This window comes from Kribbella sp. CA-253562, from assembly GCF_050942265.1.
Taxonomy (GTDB): domain Bacteria; phylum Actinomycetota; class Actinomycetes; order Propionibacteriales; family Kribbellaceae; genus Kribbella.
On sequence record NZ_CP192049.1, the window covers coordinates 867,304 to 887,037 of the forward strand.

17 protein-coding genes and 1 tRNA gene are annotated in these 19,734 nt (G+C 67.9%); 13 read left to right on the forward strand and 5 right to left on the reverse strand.

Translation table 11 applies throughout. The features are described 5' to 3' along the window. Positions 1-25: 25 nt before the first annotated feature. Positions 26-1,639 (reverse strand): ribosomal protection-like ABC-F family protein, encoded by a 1,614-nt coding sequence (gene abc-f / locus ACQPXM_RS04170; protein ID WP_432950941.1) that lies wholly within the window; start codon positions 1,637-1,639, stop codon positions 26-28. A gap of 282 nt (positions 1,640-1,921) precedes the next feature. Here abc-f and ACQPXM_RS04175 point away from each other — a divergent pair, with 282 nt between their 5' ends. Genes ACQPXM_RS04175 through ACQPXM_RS04185 form a run of 3 tightly spaced genes read left to right on the forward strand, consistent with a single transcriptional unit; the run spans position 1,922 to position 6,078 of the window. Continuing rightward, complete coding sequence (locus ACQPXM_RS04175; protein ID WP_432944919.1) at positions 1,922-4,684, forward strand: ATP-binding protein; 2,763 nt, start codon at positions 1,922-1,924, stop codon at positions 4,682-4,684. A 26-nt stretch (positions 4,685-4,710) separates the two neighbouring features. After that, on the forward strand, positions 4,711-5,379 hold the full coding sequence (locus ACQPXM_RS04180; RefSeq protein WP_432944921.1) for an HAD family hydrolase: 669 nt from the start codon (positions 4,711-4,713) through the stop codon (positions 5,377-5,379). Positions 5,380-5,397: 18 nt separating this feature from the next. Next, a complete protein-coding gene (locus tag ACQPXM_RS04185) occupies positions 5,398-6,078 on the forward strand; it encodes an alpha/beta hydrolase (protein WP_432944923.1) in 681 nt (226 codons plus the stop codon). A gap of 9 nt (positions 6,079-6,087) precedes the next feature. Here ACQPXM_RS04185 and ACQPXM_RS04190 read toward each other — a convergent pair whose 3' ends face one another. Next, the gene (locus ACQPXM_RS04190; RefSeq protein ID WP_432944925.1) at positions 6,088-6,351 is read right to left on the reverse strand and encodes a hypothetical protein; all 264 of its coding nucleotides are present in this window, start codon (positions 6,349-6,351) and stop codon (positions 6,088-6,090) included. Between the two features lie 309 nt (positions 6,352-6,660). Between ACQPXM_RS04190 and ACQPXM_RS04195 the strand changes: the two genes are divergently transcribed. From ACQPXM_RS04195 to ACQPXM_RS04215, 5 genes are all read left to right on the forward strand, one after another. After that, positions 6,661-6,831: a hypothetical protein gene (locus ACQPXM_RS04195; RefSeq protein ID WP_432944927.1), complete on the forward strand. Its 171-nt coding sequence runs from the start codon at positions 6,661-6,663 to the stop codon at positions 6,829-6,831. A gap of 158 nt (positions 6,832-6,989) precedes the next feature. Next, a complete protein-coding gene (locus ACQPXM_RS04200) occupies positions 6,990-7,484 on the forward strand; it encodes a SigE family RNA polymerase sigma factor (RefSeq protein ID WP_432944929.1) in 495 nt (164 codons plus the stop codon). Further along, positions 7,481-8,317 (forward strand): hypothetical protein, encoded by an 837-nt coding sequence (locus ACQPXM_RS04205; RefSeq protein ID WP_432944931.1) that lies wholly within the window; start codon positions 7,481-7,483, stop codon positions 8,315-8,317. Before ACQPXM_RS04200 ends, ACQPXM_RS04205 begins: the two co-directional genes overlap by 4 nt. A 12-nt stretch (positions 8,318-8,329) precedes the next feature. Beyond that, positions 8,330-9,187, forward strand: a complete 858-nt coding sequence (locus ACQPXM_RS04210; RefSeq protein WP_432944933.1) for an ester cyclase — start codon at positions 8,330-8,332, stop codon at positions 9,185-9,187. Positions 9,188-9,318: 131 nt separating this feature from the next. Next, positions 9,319-11,172, forward strand: coding sequence for a galactose oxidase-like domain-containing protein (locus ACQPXM_RS04215; RefSeq protein WP_432944935.1), 1,854 nt, complete (start codon positions 9,319-9,321; stop codon positions 11,170-11,172). A gap of 172 nt (positions 11,173-11,344) precedes the next feature. Here ACQPXM_RS04215 and ACQPXM_RS04220 read toward each other — a convergent pair whose 3' ends face one another. Both ACQPXM_RS04220 and ACQPXM_RS04225 read right to left on the reverse strand, forming a co-directional pair. Continuing rightward, the gene (locus tag ACQPXM_RS04220; RefSeq protein ID WP_432944937.1) at positions 11,345-11,896 is read right to left on the reverse strand and encodes a VanZ family protein; all 552 of its coding nucleotides are present in this window, start codon (positions 11,894-11,896) and stop codon (positions 11,345-11,347) included. A gap of 1,119 nt (positions 11,897-13,015) precedes the next feature. Further along, positions 13,016-15,202, reverse strand: coding sequence for a GmrSD restriction endonuclease domain-containing protein (locus ACQPXM_RS04225; RefSeq protein ID WP_432944939.1), 2,187 nt, complete (start codon positions 15,200-15,202; stop codon positions 13,016-13,018). 157 nt (positions 15,203-15,359) lie between these two features. Between ACQPXM_RS04225 and ACQPXM_RS04230 the strand changes: the two genes are divergently transcribed. Further along, a complete protein-coding gene (locus ACQPXM_RS04230) occupies positions 15,360-15,512 on the forward strand; it encodes a hypothetical protein (protein WP_432944941.1) in 153 nt (50 codons plus the stop codon). 257 nt (positions 15,513-15,769) lie between these two features. Then, the gene (locus ACQPXM_RS04235) at positions 15,770-16,597 is read left to right on the forward strand and encodes a hypothetical protein (RefSeq protein WP_432944943.1); all 828 of its coding nucleotides are present in this window, start codon (positions 15,770-15,772) and stop codon (positions 16,595-16,597) included. A gap of 752 nt (positions 16,598-17,349) precedes the next feature. Here the strand turns inward: ACQPXM_RS04235 and ACQPXM_RS04240 are convergent. After that, positions 17,350-17,422 (reverse strand) — tRNA-Lys (locus tag ACQPXM_RS04240). Between the two features lie 126 nt (positions 17,423-17,548). Between ACQPXM_RS04240 and ACQPXM_RS04245 the strand changes: the two genes are divergently transcribed. The 3 genes from ACQPXM_RS04245 to ACQPXM_RS04255 all read left to right on the forward strand — a co-directional run bounded on the left by ACQPXM_RS04245 (position 17,549) and on the right by ACQPXM_RS04255 (position 19,692). After that, positions 17,549-18,058, forward strand: a complete 510-nt coding sequence (locus tag ACQPXM_RS04245; protein WP_432944945.1) for a sigma-70 family RNA polymerase sigma factor — start codon at positions 17,549-17,551, stop codon at positions 18,056-18,058. Further along, a complete protein-coding gene (locus ACQPXM_RS04250; RefSeq protein ID WP_432944947.1) occupies positions 18,055-18,717 on the forward strand; it encodes an anti-sigma factor family protein in 663 nt (220 codons plus the stop codon). The genes ACQPXM_RS04245 and ACQPXM_RS04250 overlap by 4 nt, the downstream gene beginning before the upstream one ends. Before the next feature lie 300 nt (positions 18,718-19,017). After that, the gene (locus tag ACQPXM_RS04255; RefSeq protein ID WP_432944949.1) at positions 19,018-19,692 is read left to right on the forward strand and encodes an ANTAR domain-containing protein; all 675 of its coding nucleotides are present in this window, start codon (positions 19,018-19,020) and stop codon (positions 19,690-19,692) included. Positions 19,693-19,734: the final 42 nt, after the last annotated feature.

Genomic DNA, 19,734 nt, shown 5'->3' on the forward strand with positions numbered 1-19,734 from the left:
GGGTGTTGCCGGACCGAAAGAGCGGTCAGGCCGCGAGCCGGCCGTCGCGCAGTTCGAGCGTCTCGCCCTGGAAGCGGCGGGCGAGCATGCGGTCGTGGGACACGATGACCAGGGCTCCTTGATACGTGGACAGGGCGTTCTCCAGGTCCTCGACCAGCGCCGGGGACAGGTGGTTGGTGGGTTCGTCCAGCAGCATGAGGTCGACGGGACGTCGCAGCAGGCGGGCAAGGTCGAGGCGGCGGAGCTGCCCGGTCGACAGGTTGCCGACCGGGGTGTCCAGGTCGTGCGGGCGGAACAGGCCGAGGCCGAGCAGCGCGCCGCGGTGTTCGTCCGGCGTACCGGGGAGGCCTTGGGCGTAGGCCTTGAGCAGCGGTTCGGCCGGCTTCGTGACGACCGTTTGCTGCGGGAGCCAGCCGATCCGGGCGGGACGTCGTACGTCGCCTCGGTCCGGTGTGAGATCACCGGCCAGGACGCGCAGCAGCGTCGTCTTGCCGGCGCCGTTCGGGCCGACGATGTGCAGCCGGTCGCCGGTCTTGATCTCCAGACTGCGGACCTCGAGGCGGCCGTCGACGCGGACCTGGTGAAGATCGGCGAGCGTGCCCTTCGCGGCGCCGCCCTGGGGCTTGGCCGTGAACCGCATCGGCGCCGGCGGCCGGGGGACCGGGTTCTCCTTCAGCCGCCGGAGCCGCTCCTTGGCCTGGCGGACGCGCGCGGAGATCTGCTTCTCCACGCTGCGCTGGTGACGCCCGGCTGCCTCGGCGTCCGGGCGCGGTCCCGAGGCGAGGGTGTTCGCGGCCTTCCTGGCCAGGTCCTTCTGCCGGGCCGTCTCCTGCTGCCACTCCTCGTACTCCTGCTCCCAGCGCAGCCTCGCCGCCTGCCTGGCCTGCAGATAGCCCGCGTAACCGTTGCCATGCCGTACGACGGTGTGCTGCTCGGCGTCCACCTCCCACAGGGCGGTGGTGACCCGTTCGAGGAACACCCGATCGTGCGAGACGACAACCACGCTGCCGGGATGCGCGCGCAGCCGCTCCTCCAGCCACTCGAGCGCGGCGGCGTCGAGATGGTTGGTCGGCTCGTCGAGCAGCAGCAACTGCGGCGACGCCGCGAGAATGCAGGCCAGTCCCAGCCGGCACTGCTCGCCGCCGGACAGCGACCCCAGCAACCGGTCACGCCCGATACCGGCCAGGCCGAGCCCGTGCATCGCCGCTTCGACCCGCGCGTCGGCCGCGTAGCCGTCGCGCGCCTCGAAGGCTTCCACCAGGTCGCCGTACCGCTGGAGTACTTCGTCCAACTCGGCCGGCTCGGCGGCGAGTTCCTCCTCCGCGGCGCGCAGCTGCGCCTCGAGCGCACGCAACTCCGCCAAGGCGTCGTCGACGGCGTCCTGGACGGTGTCGCCGGGCGGCAGCTCCGGGGTCTGCGGCAGGTAGCCGATCCCGCCGGGCACGTGCGTGCGCACCTGCCCGCCATCAGGGACATCGACCCCGGCGAGCACCTTCAGCAAGGTCGACTTGCCCGACCCGTTCTCGCCGATCACTCCGATCCGTTCGCCCAGCGCGACGGACTGACTGACGCCGTCCAGCACCGTTCGCCCACCCGGAGCCCGCACTAGATCAACCAGGACAGCCTGAAAACCAGACATGTTCTTCATCAGATTCCACTTCTCGGTCGCGACAACGGATGAACACCGAGAGACAGGAGTCGCAGCAGGCGCGCAGTAGCGCGCGAAGAAGGCAGCACTGACGCTGCCGGGGCGCGGCCGAATGCCGACAACCCGCGACTCCTGGGAGGAATCAGACGAAGTACAGGTATTGCATGCGTCCACTCTAACGGTGGCCGTGGACACCCGCCGCTGATTTTCCGGGAACCGGCTTGCGGCAAAAGAGTCTGTCGAGCCGAGCCGTGACCGGCGTACGCTCGGACGGTGGCGCCGAGCCGTTCGAACGCCGGGCTGGTAGGGCGTCGAGACGAGTGTCGGGTTCTGGACGACCTGTTGGAAGGCGCCAGGGCCGGGCGCAGCGGTGCTCTGGTGCTCCGCGGTGAGGCGGGGATCGGCAAGACCGAACTGCTGAGATACCTGCTCGAACGTTCGACCGGATGCCGCACCGTGCGGGCCGCCGGGATCCAGTCCGAGATGGAACTGTCGTACGCCGGTCTGCATCAGCTCTGCGCCCCGCTGCTCGCCGGGATCGACCAGCTGCCCGGGCCCCAACGCGACGCGCTCGCCACTGCCTTCGGCCTGCGGGCCGGCAACGCACCCGACCGGTTCCTCGTCGGCCTGGCCGTGCTGAGCCTGCTCGCGGACGCCGGCGGGAACCAGCCGCTGGTCTGCCTCGTCGACGACGCGCAGTGGCTCGATCAGGCCTCGGCGCTGACGCTGGCGTTCGTCGCCCGGCGGCTGCTGGCGGAATCGGTCCTGATGGTCTTCGCCGTTCGCGAGCCCGCCCCCGAACAGGCGCTGGCCGGCCTGCCCGAGCTGACAGTGAAGGGCCTGCTCGAACGCGACTCCCGGGCACTGCTCGACTCGGTCGTCAGCGGGCCGCTCGACCGGCGGGTGCGCGACCGCATCGTGGTCGAGGCGCGCGGCAACCCACTGGCCCTGCTCGAACTGCCCCGCGGGTCGACCGCGGCGGAACTGGCCGGAGGCTTCGGGAATCCGGAGGCGCGGCCGTTGTCGAGCCAGATCGAACGGGAGTTTCTCCGCCGCGTCGAGTCGCTGCCGGCCGACAGCCGGCGGCTGGTGATCACCGCGGCCGCCGAGCCGGTCGGGGACGTGCGGTTGTTGCGGCGTGCGGCTCAGCGGCTGGGCGTCGACCTGGAGCCGGCGGTGTCCGGCGCCTCGGAGTTGCTGACCATTGGCGCCACGGTGAGCTTTCGGCATCCGCTGGTGCGTTCGGCGGCGTACCGGGCGGCGTCGGCGGAAGAACGCCGCGAGGTGCATCGGGCGCTGGCGTTGTCGATCGATCCCGAGATCGACCCGGAGCGCCGGGCCTGGCACCGCGCGCAGGCCGCGTCCGGCCCCGACGAGACCGTTGCCGTGGAACTCGAGGGTTCGGCCGAGCGGGCCCAGGCGCGTGGCGGCATCGCCGCGGTGGCCGCTTTTCTGGAGCGCGCGTCGGAACTGACCCAAGATCCCGTACGCCGCTCGCAGCGTGCGCTGCAGGCCGCCGGGGCGAAGTTCCGGGCCGGCGCGTTCGAGCCGGCGGCCGCGCTGCTCGCGACGGCGACGGACGGGCGGCCCGACGAGCTCACGCGCGCACGAATCGACGTCCTGCGGGCCGGGATCGCGTTCGCTCAGGGGCGCGGCGGGGAAGCGCCTCCGCTGCTGCTGGGCGCGGCGCGCCGGCTCGAGCGGCTCGACGTGGCCTTTGCGCGGGAGACCTACCTGGAGCTGGTGTCGGCGGTGATCTTCGCCGGGCACCTGGCCCGCAGTCCCGGATGGCACGAGGTGGGCGAGGCCGCGCGTGGGGCGCCGCCCGCGGAGGTTCTGCGCGCGTCCGACCAGCTGCTCGACGCACTCGCCGTGCGGTTGACCGACGGGTACGCCACGACGGTGCCGGCGATCGAGCGAGTCCTCACGGCGCTCTGCAACGACGAGGTACCCGTCCAGGAATCGCTGCGCTGGCTCTTGTTGGCGGGCGTCATCGCGGCGGATCTGTGGGACCTCGACCGCTGGCGGCTGGTCGCGGCCCGGCACGTCGCGATCATCCGCGAGGCCGGTGCGCTCAGCGAGCTCCCGTTGGCGCTCGACTCCTCCGCCGTCGTGCACGTTTTCGCCGGTGAGCTGGCGACGGCCGCTTCGGTGATCGAGGAGGTGAGGACGGTGAGCGCGGCGATCGGCAGCATCCAGCCGCCGTTCGGGGCGCTTGCGCTGGCAGCCGTCCGGGGTCGCGAGAGCGAAGCCCGCGCGCTGATCGACGCCACGGTCAGCGAGTTCACCCTGTACGGCCAAGGCCTCGGCGTCACGGTCGCGCACTGCCATGACGCGGTTCTCTGCAACGGTCTCGGGCGGTACGAGGACGCCGTCGCCGCGGCCCAAGCCGCCGTCCCTCACCAGCAGGAGTTCGGCGCGCCGCGATGGGCGCTGGCCGAGCTCGTCGAAGCGGCCACCAGAAGCGGTGCACCGGAGCTCGCGGCCGCCACCTTCGACCAGCTTCGGTCGACGACCCAGGCCGGCGGGACGGATTGGGCGCTGGGCATCGAGGCCCGTTCGCGTGCGCTGGTGACCGAGGGCGCTGCCGCCGAAACCCTTTATCGCAAGGCGATCGAGCACCTGTCCCGAACGCGGGTCCGCGTCAATCTCGCCCGCGCTCACCTCCTGTACGGCGAATGGCTCGCCCGGCAGGACCGGCGTACCGACGCTCGTGAGCAACTCGAGACGGCCCACACGATGCTGACCCGGTTCGGCGCCGACGCGTTCGCCGACCGCGCCCGCCAGGCGCTGCAGGTCACCGGCACCAGGGTCCGCAGGCCGGTCGTGGCGACTGCTCCGTCGCTCACCGACCAGGAGTCCCAGATCGCCCGCCTGGCCGCCGACGGCCTGACCAACGCCGAGATCGGCGCGCGCCTGTTCCTCAGCCCGCACACCGTCGACTGGCACCTGCGCAAGGTCTTCAGCAAGCTCGGAATCTCGTCCCGCAAGGACATCCCCGCGAGGCTGCCCGAACAGGCGGCGACCTCCGCGTAGCCGGCGTACAGGGTAGGTTGCCGGGTATGCGCCGTGCGTTGATCGTGGACCTGTTCAGCACGCTCGTTCCCGGGGGCGACGCCGAGCGCGGAGTGGTGAACCGGGAGATGGCCGAGATTCTCGGCGTGCAGCCCGAGGCGTTCGCGGGCGCGTTCGCGGCGACGGCGTACGAGCGTTTCACCGGTGCGTTCGGGGATCTGCCCAGCACGCTACGGGAGCTCGCCCGCCGCAGCGGAGGACAGCCGAGCGACGAGCAGATCCGCCGGGCAACCGAGCTGCGGCGCGCCCTTGCGCGCCGGCTCCTCGCGGCCGCGCCCGCCTCGACGGTGAGCGCGCTCGCCGAGCTGCGAACGCTTGGATGGCGCACCGGGCTGGTCAGCAACATCACCTCCGAAACCCAGCTGCACTGGCCCGACAGCGGTCTTTCGCCGTACTTCGAGACGACCGCCTTCTCCGCCGAGGTCGGGGCCGCCAAACCGGAAGCCGCGATCTACCTCGCGGCCTGCGAGGCGCTCGGCGTGGATCCCACCGAGTGCGTCTATGTCGCGGACGGTTGCGACGACGAACTGCCGGCAGCGGCGTCGCTCGGCATGCACGTCATCCGCACGACCGAACACGCCGACAGCGACCCGGCCTGGACGGGCCCGACCATCACGTCGTTCGCCGAACTGCCCACTCTGCTCGGAGCAGCCTGAGAGACCGAGGTGTGACCCATGGACGCCGAATCAGCTCGTACTGATCCCATCGCGGGCGAGCTCGTCACCGAGACGTTCGAGTACGACGGCGGCCGGCAGGTCACGGTCTACGTGCCACCGGCTCCACCCGAGGCCGTCGTGTTCGCCGGCGACGGCCAGCTGATCTCGCAGTGGGGCGGTGACCTCGAGGCGGCCGACGGACCGCCCACGATGATCGTCGCCGCCCACCGCACGGACGATCCGGACGAGATGGCGCGCATCCGCGAGTACTCCCCGTCGTTCGACGAACAACAGTTCGCGGCCCACGAAAGCTTCTTCGTCAACGACGTCCGTGCTTGGGTGCGCTCGCGCTTCGACGTCGCGCTGCCCGCCGAACGCACCGCGGTGTACGGCGTCTCGGCCAGCGCGGAACTCGCCCTCGCCCTGGGGCTTCGGCATCCGGACCTGTACGGCGCGGTCCTCGCCGCCTCGCCCGGCGGCGGCTATCGCCCGCCCGAGGAGCTGCCGAGCCCTCTCCCGCGCGCCTACCTGGTCGGCGGAACCCAGGAGCCGTGGTTCCTCGAGAACGCCACCCGCTGGGCGGACGCCCTGCGCGATGCCGGCGCGGACGTCGTACTGACCGAACGCCCCGGAGACCACGGCGACCCGTTCTGGCAGGCCGAATTCCCACTGATGGTCGCCTGGGCGTTCGGCCGCTGAGGAGCTTGCTCAGCCCGGGCGCACCGAAGTCAGACCGATCCGCCCTTCGGTCCAGGCCGGCAGCCGCTGAGCCAGCTTCGTCAGCGACGGGCCGCGGACATGATGCCAATGGACTGCGATCGGCGTGCCGAACCAGTGCGTGAAGGCCATCGCGAGCCCCGCCCCGGTCCCGGTCCACAGCTCGCTGGACAGGCGATCAGGCAGCGGCAGGTCCTGAAACGGGTACACGCACAAAGCCCGACGACCCTCGATCGGTCCGGGCAGAACCGCCACCGCACGGACGTCCTTCCACTCGAGCCGAGTCGTGGGCCGGCGTCCGTACGACTCGTGATGCTCGACCCCGTCGGGACCGAAACGCAGCGCCGGGTCACCCCTGCGGCTCGGCGACGGTCCACCCAGGTACGCACGGATCGTGCTCGTCAGCGGGCTCCTCGGCCGATAGAACAACGATCCGTCACCCATGACGCAGCCCTTCGCACAGTCGCCGTCGAAACAGACAGCCTGAACCGTTTCGACTCAGGTGTTCAACTCACGGCCCGGTGACTCGCGTGTCGTGGACCTTGCAACGGTAGGATTTTCACCGTGACCGAGGGAACAGGCGCCCACGCCCAGGGCATGCAGACGTGCGGCCAGACGTCCGAGATGACGCTGGAGGGCGTCAGCGCCCACGACCAGCACATCTGCCGCCGGCCCGCGGGCCACGGCCCGGAGCACCGATGCTCGGTGTGCCCGTACGTGTGGGAAGCCAGCTAGCGAACTCTGTTCGCGTGGATCACTGTCGTCCGTGATCCCTTGGTCCGGCTCGGCGAATCGTCATCCGCTGCGAGCGGGACGAGAATTCCATCCCCGGATGCAACCAACTTCTCCCTCGCAGGCGTGTCTAACCCGGTACCAGGGGATGGGGAGAACAGATGAGTGACCGGGACGCCGCGTTCGAGGCCTATTTCGCGGCGCGTTCCGACGCGATGCGCGGCACGGCCTACCTGCTGTGTGGCGACTGGCATCGCGCGGAGGACCTGGTTCAGCAGACGTTCACGAAGCTCTACCTGGTGTGGCGCCGGATCCAGAAGCACGAGTCGATGGACAACTACACCCGGCAGACCCTCGTCCGTACGTTCCTGTCCGAACGGCGCCGGGGGTGGTTCCGGCACGAGTCGGTCGGGTCCCCGCCGGCCGATCGAGCGACGCCGTCGGCGGACTTCGCCGAGGAACGCCTCGTGTTGCTGGAGGCACTCGTGAAGGTGCCGCCGCGGCAGCGCGCCGTACTGGTCCTGCGGTATTGGGAGGACCAGTCCGTCGAGCAGACGGCCGCGCTGCTCGACTGCTCGGCCGGAAACGTGAAGAGCCAGGCCGCGCGCGGGCTGGCAACGCTGCGGGGGCTGCTCGAGGAGGAGAGGGTTCGATGAAGGAAGAGGAACTCAACGAGGCACTGCACGACGTGATGGTGCGCAGCAGTCCACCGCCGTCGATGGATCCCGCGCGTGCTCTCGACCAGGCCCGCCGGGCCCGCAAGCGGCGCAGGGTGACGTGGGCCGCAGTCGGCGTCGCAACGCTGGTGGCCGGCGTCGGCGTCGGCCCCGTACTGGTCACGAACTACCTCGACAACCAGTCGGCGGACTCCGGGGCGGCGAGCACCACGCAGCCGATCTCCAGCGTGGCGCCGACGACAACGCGGAAGTCCGGTGATCCATGGCCGGAGGGCCAGTCGGACCGTACGGCGACCGCGGGTCCGCGCGCGGATCGGTCCGTGACGCTGATGCGGGACTTGAGCGCCGCAGTACCGCCGGGGTTCAGCACGCCGGACCTGAAGTACCCCGACGGTCGCGCGATGAGATGGCCGCAGAGCCAGTACGCGTCCAGCGACGGCGAGCGGGACTATTGGGAGTACAGGGCCATCATCCCGGTGCAGAAGGACGACCGCGTCGGTCTGCTGCTGGCGCAGTCGACCACGCCCGACGGGAAACCGGCGACGGATCCCTGCAAGCTGGCGCAGAAGTTCGGCGCCGGCAGTTGCACCGTCGTGAACGTCGACGGCAAGAAGGTCGGCGTGGTGACCACCACGGGCCGCGGCGACTACGACCAGTGGGCGGCGTACCGGTACGACGACGGCACTGTTGTGTATCTCGCGCAGACCAAGAAGAGTGACAACCCAGGGCGAGCGCCGCTGACGCAACCGGTGTTCACCACCCAGCAGCTGGCCGAGCTGGCGACGTCGGAGGAGCTCAAGATCAGCAGCTAGCGGGGAGGGGACGTGGAAGAGAACAAGGCGATTGTGCGCGACTCGTACGAGGTGATCTTCAACCAGCGCGAGTTCCACCGCCTCCACGAGTTCTACGCCGCGGACTATTTCGATCCCGGTGGCGGACCGTCGACAGGTGTCAAGCAGGACTTGGCGTCCGCCATGGCCGGTGTTCCTGATCTGCGGGTCAGCATCGTGGAGCTGGTTGCGGAGGCAGACAAGGTCGCGGTCGCTTGGACGCTGCAGGGCATTCGCCGAGCGGAGCTGTCCGGCGCTCCGGCGCCCGGGCTGCTTCTTCCGCGCCAGGGTGTGGCCCTCTACCGCCTCGCCGCAGGCAGGATCGTCGAACGGATGGCCGGTACGTCGCCGATGTTGTCTCTGCGCGTCGGCCTCCCTGAGTCGACGAGCGTCAGCCGATCGACAGAGCGATCGAGGGCCTTACTGGAGGAGGTCGTACGGCTGATCCCGGAGCTCGATGACCGGTCCCGATTGTTCGACTTCGAGTACGCGCTCGAGGGACGCCGGGTGACAGCCGGCGCCGAGCGGACGTACCCCGAGCTCGGTCGAATCACGGTGCACATCGCAGTCGGCGCTCCCGGCGCGTGGCGGTTGCCCTGCACTCCCGGAAGCAGCGTCGAGCCGTGCACCCGGATCGAGCAGTTCCCGGACGGGTCGACCGCCTACCTGCGCAGCAGCATCGTTCCGAACACCGTCGGCCATTGCTACAGCGTCACCCTGGTGAAGCCCGACGGCACCGGCGTCTCTGTCTCCAGCCTGGCGTACCGTCCGGAACACGCCGACATGCCCGACGCCCCGCTGTCCCTGGACCGAGTCCTGGAAGTCGCCCGACAGATCACTGTCACTCCTTGAACGAACCGGCCGCGCCCATAGGCGCCGTCCACGACGCCGTACGCACCCCCCGCCTCACCGCAACTTCTGGTGGTTTGCCCGCATCGTGCTGATTAGCCGAGGTTTCGGCACAGCGTTATGGGGGGCTCCACATGAACAAACGATTGGCTCCTGCCTGCCCGCAGAACAAGCCCGTTGCCGCGAACAACAAACCTGCCGGGGGACGTCACTGGCCTGCGCGCCACCACAAACGGGCCGCGGCCACCGTCGCCGCCCTGGCCGTGCTCGTCTCGATGCTCAGCACCGCGACCGCCAACTCCGTCGTCGAAGCGGCCGTCGTACCGCCGCCACCAGCTCCAGCGCCGACCACCCGAGGCGTCACCTGCAACACGACCCCGGCCGCCGACCTCGGCTCGTGCATCAGCCGCATGCTGACGGATCCGAACGGCGCCTATTCGCCCGAGCACGTCCACACGGCCGCAGAGAAAGAACCGGTGCGCGCCACCCGGCAGGCCGCCGCGGCTGCCACCGCTGGGTCGTGGTCGGTGGTTGCCGACTGCACCGTCAACAACTACAAGGTCAATCCGATCCATGCCAGCATGACGAAGTCCGGCAAGGTCCTGATGACCGCCGGATCGGGCAACAGCAGGACGTTCTTCGAGCAAAAGGTCTTCAAGACCTGGCTGTGGGACCCCACCACCCCGGGGACGTGTCCCCACGAGATCCCCATGCCGGCCGGGATCGACCTGTTCTGCTCAGGTCACTCCCACCTGCCTGACGGCCGGGTGCTGTTCTTCGGCGGCACCGGCCGCTACGCCGGCGGCGGCCTGTACTACACGGGGATCCGCGAGTCGTACGCGTTCGACGAAGCCACCGGGACGTTCACGTCCACCGGCTTGATGAGCGTCGCCCGCTGGTACCCGAACGGTCCGGTCAACGCCGTCGGCAACCCCGTCGTCGTCAGCGGGCTGGACGCGAACGGCAAGGTCACCGCGACCAACGAGCTCTACAACGCCACCACTGGTGCCTGGAGCAAGCTTCCCGGCAGCCGGATCTTTCCCCTGTACGCCGGAATGGTGCTCAGGAAGAACGGCACCCTGTGCTACTTCGGCGCGAACATGGGCGGCCGCGCGGGCGCCGTACCGGGGTGCTGGAACTGGGCGACCAACGCGTACTACCCGATCCCCGGTCTGGTCTACCCGGACTGCCGGGACCAGGCCGCGACGCTGCTTCTCCACCCCGCCCAGGCACAGAAGGTGATGATCATCGGCGGCGGCTGCGGAGCCGGCACCACAGGGACCACCGCCACCGTCGACATGAACGCGGCAAGCCACAAATTCACCACCGGCCCGTACCTCGGCTTCGCCGCCATGCACAGCTGCGCGACGATCCTGCCCGACCGCTCCGCGTTCGTTGCCGGCGGCGCCGACCACAACACGAAACCACGCCTGCAAGCAGCACGGCTCCCGGCCGGCGCGACCGCCTGGGAACAGCTCGCCAGCCCCACCGTGCCCCGGATGTACCACAGCTCCTGCATGCTCCTGAAGGACGGCTCGGTCCTCACCATGGGCACCACCGCACCACCCGGAGACCTGGTCGAGACCCGCTTCGAGATCTACAAGCCCTGGTACCTCCAGGCCGGCGTGACGCGCCCGACCATCACAAACCTCGCCCCGACCCTGAAGCTCGGCGGAACCTACGGCGTCGACTTCACCGGCCCCGCGTCAGTCACGGGCGCCTCGCTGCAACGCCTGACCTCCGTCACCCACGCGTCAGACCCGAACCAGCGCTCGGTGGAGATCCCGGTCGTCGCGACGACCACATGGACCCGCAAACACCTCACCATCGAACCCAACCGCGGCATCCTCCCACCCGGCATGTACCTACTGTCCCTCCGCGACTGGCGCAACATCCCGTCGAAGTCCCTCGTAGTCCGAATCGTCGAAAACACCCCAGCCGCATCCGCGGGCTCCCCGTCGGCCGCCATCCCCTGTTGCTGCTGCTGAACCTCGCGTACGCCGGCCGCGGTGCCTGAACTCACCGCGGCCGGACCGCAACGCCAAGCACGACGAAGAAGCCAGAGCCCGTCATGCCAATTCTTGATACGTCACGTGCGAACGGTGGTCGCACTGCCAAGGGGTCTCGATGCCGCCAGTGCAGCGGTGGCCGTCAGCGGATTCACCGAGAGACATCGGCCGGTGTGACGGCAGACCTCGCGGCCAGCAGAGCCGCGATCAAGAGTGACCCGACGAGAGCGCCGGCGACTGCGAGGATCACATCATCGATCGAGGCAACACGTCCGAAGCCGACGGCGTACTGAACCAACTCGATGCCGACCGCCGCGCCAGAAGCGATCAGTCCGGCTCGCTTCACCCGACGCGCAACCGAACTGCTGGGCCGCTGCGCCTCCAGCAGCACGCCAAGCGGTACGAACAGCAAGACGTTGCCGCCGATCTGTGCGGCAGCGACTTCCCACGACACCGAGTCGGTAAGCAGCGTGACGATGCTCTGGAACGGGACGAGCTCCACGGCCCGTCCCCGCTGACCGGCAGCCGGCGCGAGAGTGACAGCCCCGACGCAGATCGCCCAGCCGGCGTAAAGCACGCTGAAGACGGTCCTGCGGCGCCGCGGCGACGTCCGTGCGATGAGAGGAATCGTCACCGCCAGCGCGGCGACGACCAGAATCAGCACCGGGACCAAATCACCAAAAGTGCGCCACAGCTGAGCCATCAGCACCTTCCGCCGTACGAGTGGCCGATTCGAGGTTACGGGCAGAAACCGAGCCGGAAGTCGTCAGCTCCCCACGGTCGGGTTTCCGGGCCACAGCAGCGAGGCGAGCACGGGCAGGGCCACGGACAACGGCCTCGGACAGAGGCTGAGGCCAAGGGTGAGGCCCTGTCAGACGCGGTAGGCCCGTGGACTCGAACCCACAACCCGCGGACTCTGACAAGAATGCGCTCATCGTTTGTCATCAATTGCCAAACCTATCCGAGACCTGCGAATTCATAGCGCCAGACGTCTCATCGGTGCTGGCGCTCAGCCAACGTCTTCCGTTGATTCTGTTGAGTAAACACGGAAAGCTCGAGATGTCTGGACCCCATCGGTCATCTGCGAACATACTCGCCGACCGCGGACTTGCGGCAGCAAGCGAAACGGTGTGGTGGAGCGATGGCGTCAGCAGGCGCAACAGGTCCGGAGCGCGGACAGCGCCATCTGCGAACGCAGCGATGTGACATCCCGAGCAAGCAGCCTTGACGATTGCCACCAGACCACGCCTGGCGGTCATCGAGGAGGTCGAAGCGGAGGTCTTCCACGATGCTCCGCAGGTCGATCCCATTGGTATCGCAGTAGCTGCTCAGAGTCTCCCAGCCTGGATACAGCGGGCGCCGACGCGTAGAAGCAACGACGAACTGCCCGTTGATCCCGTACGCGTCCGGCTCCTCGTACTCTGTCCACACGAGATCGCGGTCCTCGAGTTGCCAACACGGGCAAGTACCTCGGACGGCGTCATCGCGCTTGCGTCCTCGAGCTCCTGTAGAAGTACGCCGTACTCGCCGCCTTCACGGATGTTCGACAACAGTCGCCCTCGGGCACCCGTTCATGCCGATCGTCGGCGATGCCGAATTCAGCCACCGGGACCGAACCGCGCCGCTTGGCAGGCTACGTCGTTAGCTGTCTCAGCATTGAGCGAGACGCAGTCAATGAGACTAACAACCAGCACGACGGACGACAGTTCGCCGTGTCGAGCGGTTCGGCCACCTCGGCCGACGGCTTGTCACCGGGTGTAAAGCGCAGCGGTAGTGGATTGGCCGTTACAGGGCTGCGCTTGAGCTATGACCACCGGCACGATCAGTCGGTCTCGTCAGCGTCAGCGTCAGCGTCGTCGTCGACATCGTCGACTTCGACCTCCTCAACCTGTAGATCTGCGGCATATCGTTCGCGAAGCTCAGTAAGCCGGGTGCCGTCCACGGTCGCCCAGAAGTGCCAGCCGTTCGTGGCTCGTCTGCGGACCGATCGTCCTGCACCGGAAGGTGTTTCGAAGACTCGCTCGCCAACCTGAAGGCTTCCATCCTGAAGCACCGTGGCTCGACCATCGGCAAACTTGCCCTGCCGAGCTCGCAGCTCCTGGCCTGCCTCGAGCAACCCCTCCCGCAGAAGATCGGCCACGGTCACGGTGACGGAGCTCGCCCCTCGATCTGCGCCCAACGGCGGCGCGCCGACATGTCCGGCCGGAACCGGCCAGACGGCCAGGATGGCATCGGCCATCTCGCGAGTACGGACTGCGATACGCGACTCGTCCCAAGGTTCGTCGAGTGCCTTCACCGACTGATTCATCAGCATCACATCGTGCGCTCTGAGGTGGCTGAGCTTGCCTGTTGCGCCCAGCCACGGTCCATTGGACACCTTGCTGTTGAGCTGGCTTGTGAGCAGAGTCAGGTTCCCGATCAGGTGGACCGAGGCGGCGCGAGCAGTGCGGGCCGCCAGATCAGTGCCGACGCTCCAATTACTCTCCCACTGTTGCGGGAGAAGATGCTCGATGTGATGGGTGTCCCGGGCAACGCGTTGACCGGTGAGGCTGGGCTTGCCGGAGTCGTATCCACGCATGTGGTCCTCGATGGCCTCGAGAATCATCCTCAGGCGGCCGCGACGCATTCGCTTGTACACGGGCATAGTCTCAAGAGCACGCCGCAGTTCTTCGTCGCCAGGCCAGTAGGTTCCGGGTGCATCGAGCTCGCGGAGGAAGCGAGTTACCACGTCGACGCAATCAGTCCGTGGGTGTGCGTTGAGCTCGTCGAGCATCTGGGCGACGGCGGTGCCCAAGCTTTGCGTTGAGAGCCGAAGCAGCGCCCGTCGTACGAGCCAGCTCTCCAGGCACGCGAGGACAGCGTCGATTTTGCTTTGCGGGATAGGCTCTCGGGCTGAGTCGGTCAGCCAGAGCAGCACTGACTTCGTGATCTCGGAATCGAGTGCACCTGTCCGGTAGACGAAGAGTTGAAGCCGATCGAGTGCACCGTCCTTCAGCGCTGCGGCTTGGCTCCATCCCTGGTAGCGAACCGCCGAGTCGTGGATCAACGGCAACAGCTCGTTCATCGCGGGAAGCTCGCCGTGCTCACTCAACGCCTTGAAGGTGGCGAACACCTCACGCGCACCGATTTCTCGGCTCGTCTGCGCGACCAGCCATTGGTTCAAGAACAGGGAGCTCCGCGCGATCGCATTGCGTCCGGTGCCTACCTCCCTCTCCCAGAACGCGGTTTCGAAAAGGTGCCAGTAGCGTTGGTACGCCACTTCGGCCGCTGAATCCTCAAGAGCCAGACGCTGGAACACAAAGTTCTTGATCAGATCGGCGGCGGTGAGGGGGGTACCTCGTGCGTTGAGCGTCTCGAAGATTTCCTGGGAGTCCTCTGTAGCCTCCAGTTGGATCACCACCAACTGAAGTGCGGTCAGCAGGATGTGGGCGAGAACTTCGCCGCGGTTCGGCTCGGATCCACCCTCCAGCCACGAGTTCATCTCCGCAGCGAAGAACTGGTGGCAGCTGACCATGCGGCTTGCCCGGTTGGTGAGCTGGGCGTAATCGACCGGTAGCCCAGCTGCCATCACCTCGTTGAAGGCGGGACGGTCACGGTTGGTGGGCCAGACTTTGAAGCGGTCTTGTTGAGACTTGCAGAAGTGAGCCGGGTTTACGACCAGATCCTCAACCTGCTTGGCGGGGATCACGTCGCCGGCCAGTGTCAGCACCTGGTGAGCGGCGTCGTAGGCCAACTGAAGGGTCGTCAGACGTTGCTGGCCGTCGATGATGGTCCACTGCGGCAGATTGCCGATCGTCACCGGCTGGGTTTGGATGACGACTGCGCCCAAGAAGTGGGGGGTCGGAGGAAGGCCCGTAGCAACCATACGGTCGGCCTGTCTGCGGATATCGTCCCAGAGCATCTGCCACTGGCCTTCCTTCGACCACACATACGGCCGTTGGAACAGCGGAACGAGAAGTCGCTGCGGGGCGAAGAACACATCGTGCGGGGTCCGGACCCTAGTCTCCAATGGTGCTCCTCGATCGAATCGATACCTGGCGGCTCAAATCCTCACCAACATACTTCGCACCACGGCCGATGGCTGCCCTCTATTCGACAGATGGCGTCGGAGCCGACGAGTCAGCGACGGCAGAACGGAACCGTCACCGCCAGCGCGCCAGGCGACGATGTCTAGTGCGCGTAGCAAGGTGATCCTCGGGCTCACCCAAGCTCTCCAGATCCTCGCCGCCGACGACCACGCTTCAGTTTCCGAACTTCGCGCCCGCTTCGCCGACACCATCGCGGCGGAGCGTACCGCGATCGAGGAGCGCAGCAGCTAACCAGCGGTCCGGCTTGGGGAGCCTCGATGTCGACGCGCGCACCGGCGGATCGCATCGCGTGGTGCGGCGAGCGCAGTTATCCTGAACTCAGGTGGCCCCGCTGCCCGGCTCCGAGCCTCAGTGCCCATGTCACTGCGGCGACGAGGACAAGAAGCTTCGCTTCACGTGGGACCTGTTGATCTGCCGTAGCGAAGACCAGCCTTTGACACCGTCGGCGGAGCAACGACATGGGCGTGCTCTGTCGCAGAGGATGTGTCATGGCCGACAAGCTCCAACGCGAGGTCCGCGCGTACATGCAGATCACCGGTCTCAATTACACCCGCGCCGCCCGCGAGATGCAGCGGTATGCCGATCCCACTCATCGTGAGGCTGCGTCTCAAGCACGGGAGATCGTGCGCCGGCTGGAGCAGATGCTGCCAGCCGATGACGCGGATGCATACGAGACGGTGCGCGCACTGAATCTCGCCCTGGCCGCGGTCCGCGATGTAGCCCGGTGGACCGAACTGGGCGTAGTCGGGTGGGAGGAGTTCGACCGAGCCTTTCAAGTCGGTGAGTGGCTGCGCGAAGTCGGCGGCGAACCTTCCGACGTCCTTGTCGCAACTGACGCCCTCGTAACGTGTGTCTGCGCCGCACGTCGGCGTCGTTGCTACATCGGCCACTGTCGACCGACTCCTTGCTCGCCCGCTCCGGAACGCGCACAACTCATCTGCGACGGCGAAACCAAGCAGGGATGCTTCCAACACATTGCCGAGGACATCGTCAGGATGCACGAGTCTCCCTCGGCCACGCACTATGAGATCACCAGCCCGCCGGGCGTCGCCGAAGCAATCGAAGCCCTCGTGTCGAGCGGCGCCATCCTCGCGACCGAAGACCTTGAAATCGATCTCGGTGAAGCCACCGCCCACATGGTTGAGCTCGAACTCGAATACGACCTGGCACAGCACACTGCTCAATGCCAAGCGGCCGCCATCACAATGGCCTACGACCTCGGCAACGACGATGACTTCACGATCCGCCAAGCCGCCGCCCAGGTCCTCGAAGACCACCCGAGCACCTGCAGCTGCCCTTCATCAGCCCACAGCTAACGCACTCGCGTTGTCGTCCGTCGCACTCCTCCGGCGCGGCGGACGACCTCGTGGTCACGCGGCAGCTCAACCGAGTCCGTCACGGTGCCCGGGCGAGTTCCGGTCCAGGCCCTGTCCCGTCCTTCACAAGTGAACGGCCGCGCCGGCCGGGCGGCGCTTGATCTCGCCGATCACCCTGTCGATGCGCGGCTTGGTCGCCTCACCGATCTGGAGCTCACCCGAGAGTAGGCCATGCGTGGTTCTTGATGGCTGAGCGGTACGTCGTCAGTGACGAGGGCGATCGCCGTCTGTCGGCGACACGTTCCTCGATCCACAGGTCGATGAGTTCGTTGATCTTGTGCGTAGAGGTCAGCTCGCCGGTCTGCGTGGTCTTCGCTCGGTCCCGCAGCTTGATCAGCGGGCGATGCCCGCCCTGGTCTTGGCGAACGCCGTCACCTCAGCGACGCGGCCGTCGTGGTACGGAACTTCGCGGTCGCACGCCAGCTGACGACCTTGCCCTCCGCGTCGGTACTCTCGGCTCGGTACCGGACGTTGCGCCAGTCCCGATCAACGCCCGGCGGGGCCGAAGATTGCGTGATCCGTCGCGCAGCGTCGAGCGGTCCGGCCGGAAGCTGCGGCCTGCACATCTCAGGCCCCTACCAGCGGTCGACCACTCGGTGCTCCGGCGCCGACTCAGCCAATTGACTGAGTAGAACGTGACCCGGGGGACCGGCCCCAGGCGCGCCATTAGGCACCTGACCTGCGGCTTTCGGTAGGCCCCGTGGGACTCGAACCCACAACCCGCGGATTAAAAGTCCGCTGCTCTGCCAGTTGAGCTAGAGGCCCTGGCGTGGGGAACAGTGTGGCAGGTGTGGGGGGTGGGTGGCCAACTGGTATGGGGACGGGGTGGGGTGGGAGTCAGTAGGGTTGGGGGTGGGTGGGGTGTGAGGGGCTACGGGAGCGGGAGTGCCGATGGGTGAGGATCGGGCGGCGCTTTTGCGGGAGTTGCATGATGTGCATGCTTCCTCCTTGTGGCGGTTCGTGGTGCGGTTGACGGGGGACGACCGGTTGGCCGAGGACGTGGTGCAGGAGACGTTGTTGCGGGCCTGGCGGCGGCCGCAGATCTTGAGTGAGGACGAGGCGGGGGCGCGGGCCTGGTTGTTCACGGTGGCGCGGAATCTGGTGATCGACGATCGGCGGAGTGCTCGGGTCAACCGGGAGGTGGCCAGTGACGATCTGCCGGAGCGGCCGAGTGCTGATCATGCGAACGCCGTACTGGACGCGTGGCTGGTGGCGGACTCGTTGGCGCAGTTGTCGGAGGACCACCGGCAGGTGATCGTCCGGGCGTACTACGGCCGGCGGACGGTCACCGACATCGCCAAGGAGCTCGGGATTCCGCCGGGCACGGTGAAGTCGCGGCTGCACTACGGGATGCGGGCGTTGAAGCTCGCGCTGCAGGAGAGGGGGGTGACGCAGGGATGAGCGACCCGTACCGGGAGTGGGACGCGGCCTACCTGCTGGGCGCGTTGTCCGCCGAGGAGCGGCGTGCGTACGAGGACCACCTGCGCACGTGCAAGGAATGCTCGGCCGAGGTGGCGGCGCTGGAGGGCGTTCCCGAGGCGTTGTGGATGCTGCCGAAGGATCGCGCGCTGGCCACGCTCGACCCCAGCCCGCCGAATCTGCTGCCCGGCCTGGTCAAGGCCGTTGAGCGTGATCGGCGCAGGCAGCGGTTCCGGCTCGCCGGGATCGTTGCGGCGACAGCGGCCACGGCGGCGGCGATCGGCGCGGTGGTGGCGGTCCCGTTGGCCCGCGAGGAGCCGGAGGGGGACTACGTCGTACTGGCTCAGACCGTCGCCAGCAAGCTGAGCGCCGACGCCCGGCTGGTCGAGGAGCGGTGGGGGACGACGATCGAGATCAGCTGCCGGTACGACGACCTGGCGACCCCGAGCGAACGCGCCCGCGGCTACGAGCTTTTCGTCACCGACCGGTCCGGTAAGTCGACGCTGATCGCCAGCTGGACCGCGTCACCCGGTACGACGGTCCGCCCGGCCGCGACCACGAAGCTGCACCGCAGCGAGATCCGCGCGCTCGACATCCGCAGCTCCGAGACCGGCCGAATCCTGCTCGCCGTGCAGTTCTGAGAACCCGGTGTGAACAGTCGGGCCGTCCACCGGCGCATGGGGGGTGTTGGAAGGGGCACCTGAGGACCAGGAAGGGCCGGTCGCTCGAGAGGCAGGTCGTTCCAGGCCCCGGTGTTCAGACCCGACGCACCGGGGTCGCCTGCTGCCGGGTGGGAGGCGTGGAAGCACGTCCGGTCGGTGTTAAAGTTCATCGCGGTTGGGAAGTCAGCCGGTGGCGCAGCATGCCGCCCGCAGTGACTTTCGACCTCTGAGGACGCAGCCGGTGAGATCAGACTCCCTGCCTTTGGGCGCGGGGGCGCGGTGAACGACGAGTTCGCCCAGGAGCTGGCCCGGATGGCCCAGGTCCTGCACGAGCAGCCCGATGTGGAACAAACAGCCGAGCGGTTCCTGGAGTTCGTGCTGCCCCGGATCGGTACCAGTCACGCCAGTCTGCTGCTGGTGCACCGCGGCGGCCGGCTGGAGTCGGCGACCGCGACCGACGCGCTGGTCGAGGAGGCCGACCGGGTCCAGATCGAGACCGGCGAGGGCCCGAGCTTCAGCGTCGTCCAGGTCGAGAAGAGCGTGGTCAGCGGACGCGTGCCCGAGGATCCGCGCTGGCCGCGCTGGGCGGACGGGATCGCCGACGTCGGACTGCGCAGCGTGCTCAGCGTCCGGCTCCGGACGCCGACCACGACGGTCGGCGTCCTGAACCTGTACGACCGGGAGACCGACCGCTTCGACCCGAACGACGACGTGATCGCGCAGGTGTTCGCCGACCACGCGGCGGTCGCGGTCTCCAACGCGCGCAGCGAGTCGACGCTGTGGCAGGCGATCGACGCCCGCAAGCTGATCGGTCAGGCGCAAGGCATCCTGATGGAACGCTTCGACCTGACCGACGAGCAGGCGTTCGCCGTTCTGCGCCGGTACTCGCAGGACAACAACGTCAAGCTGCGCGACGTCGCCCAGCGGCTGATCGCGACCCGCAAGCTGTCCTGAGAAGCTGCCGGCGCAGAAAAAGTCGCTGACGCGTGTAACACC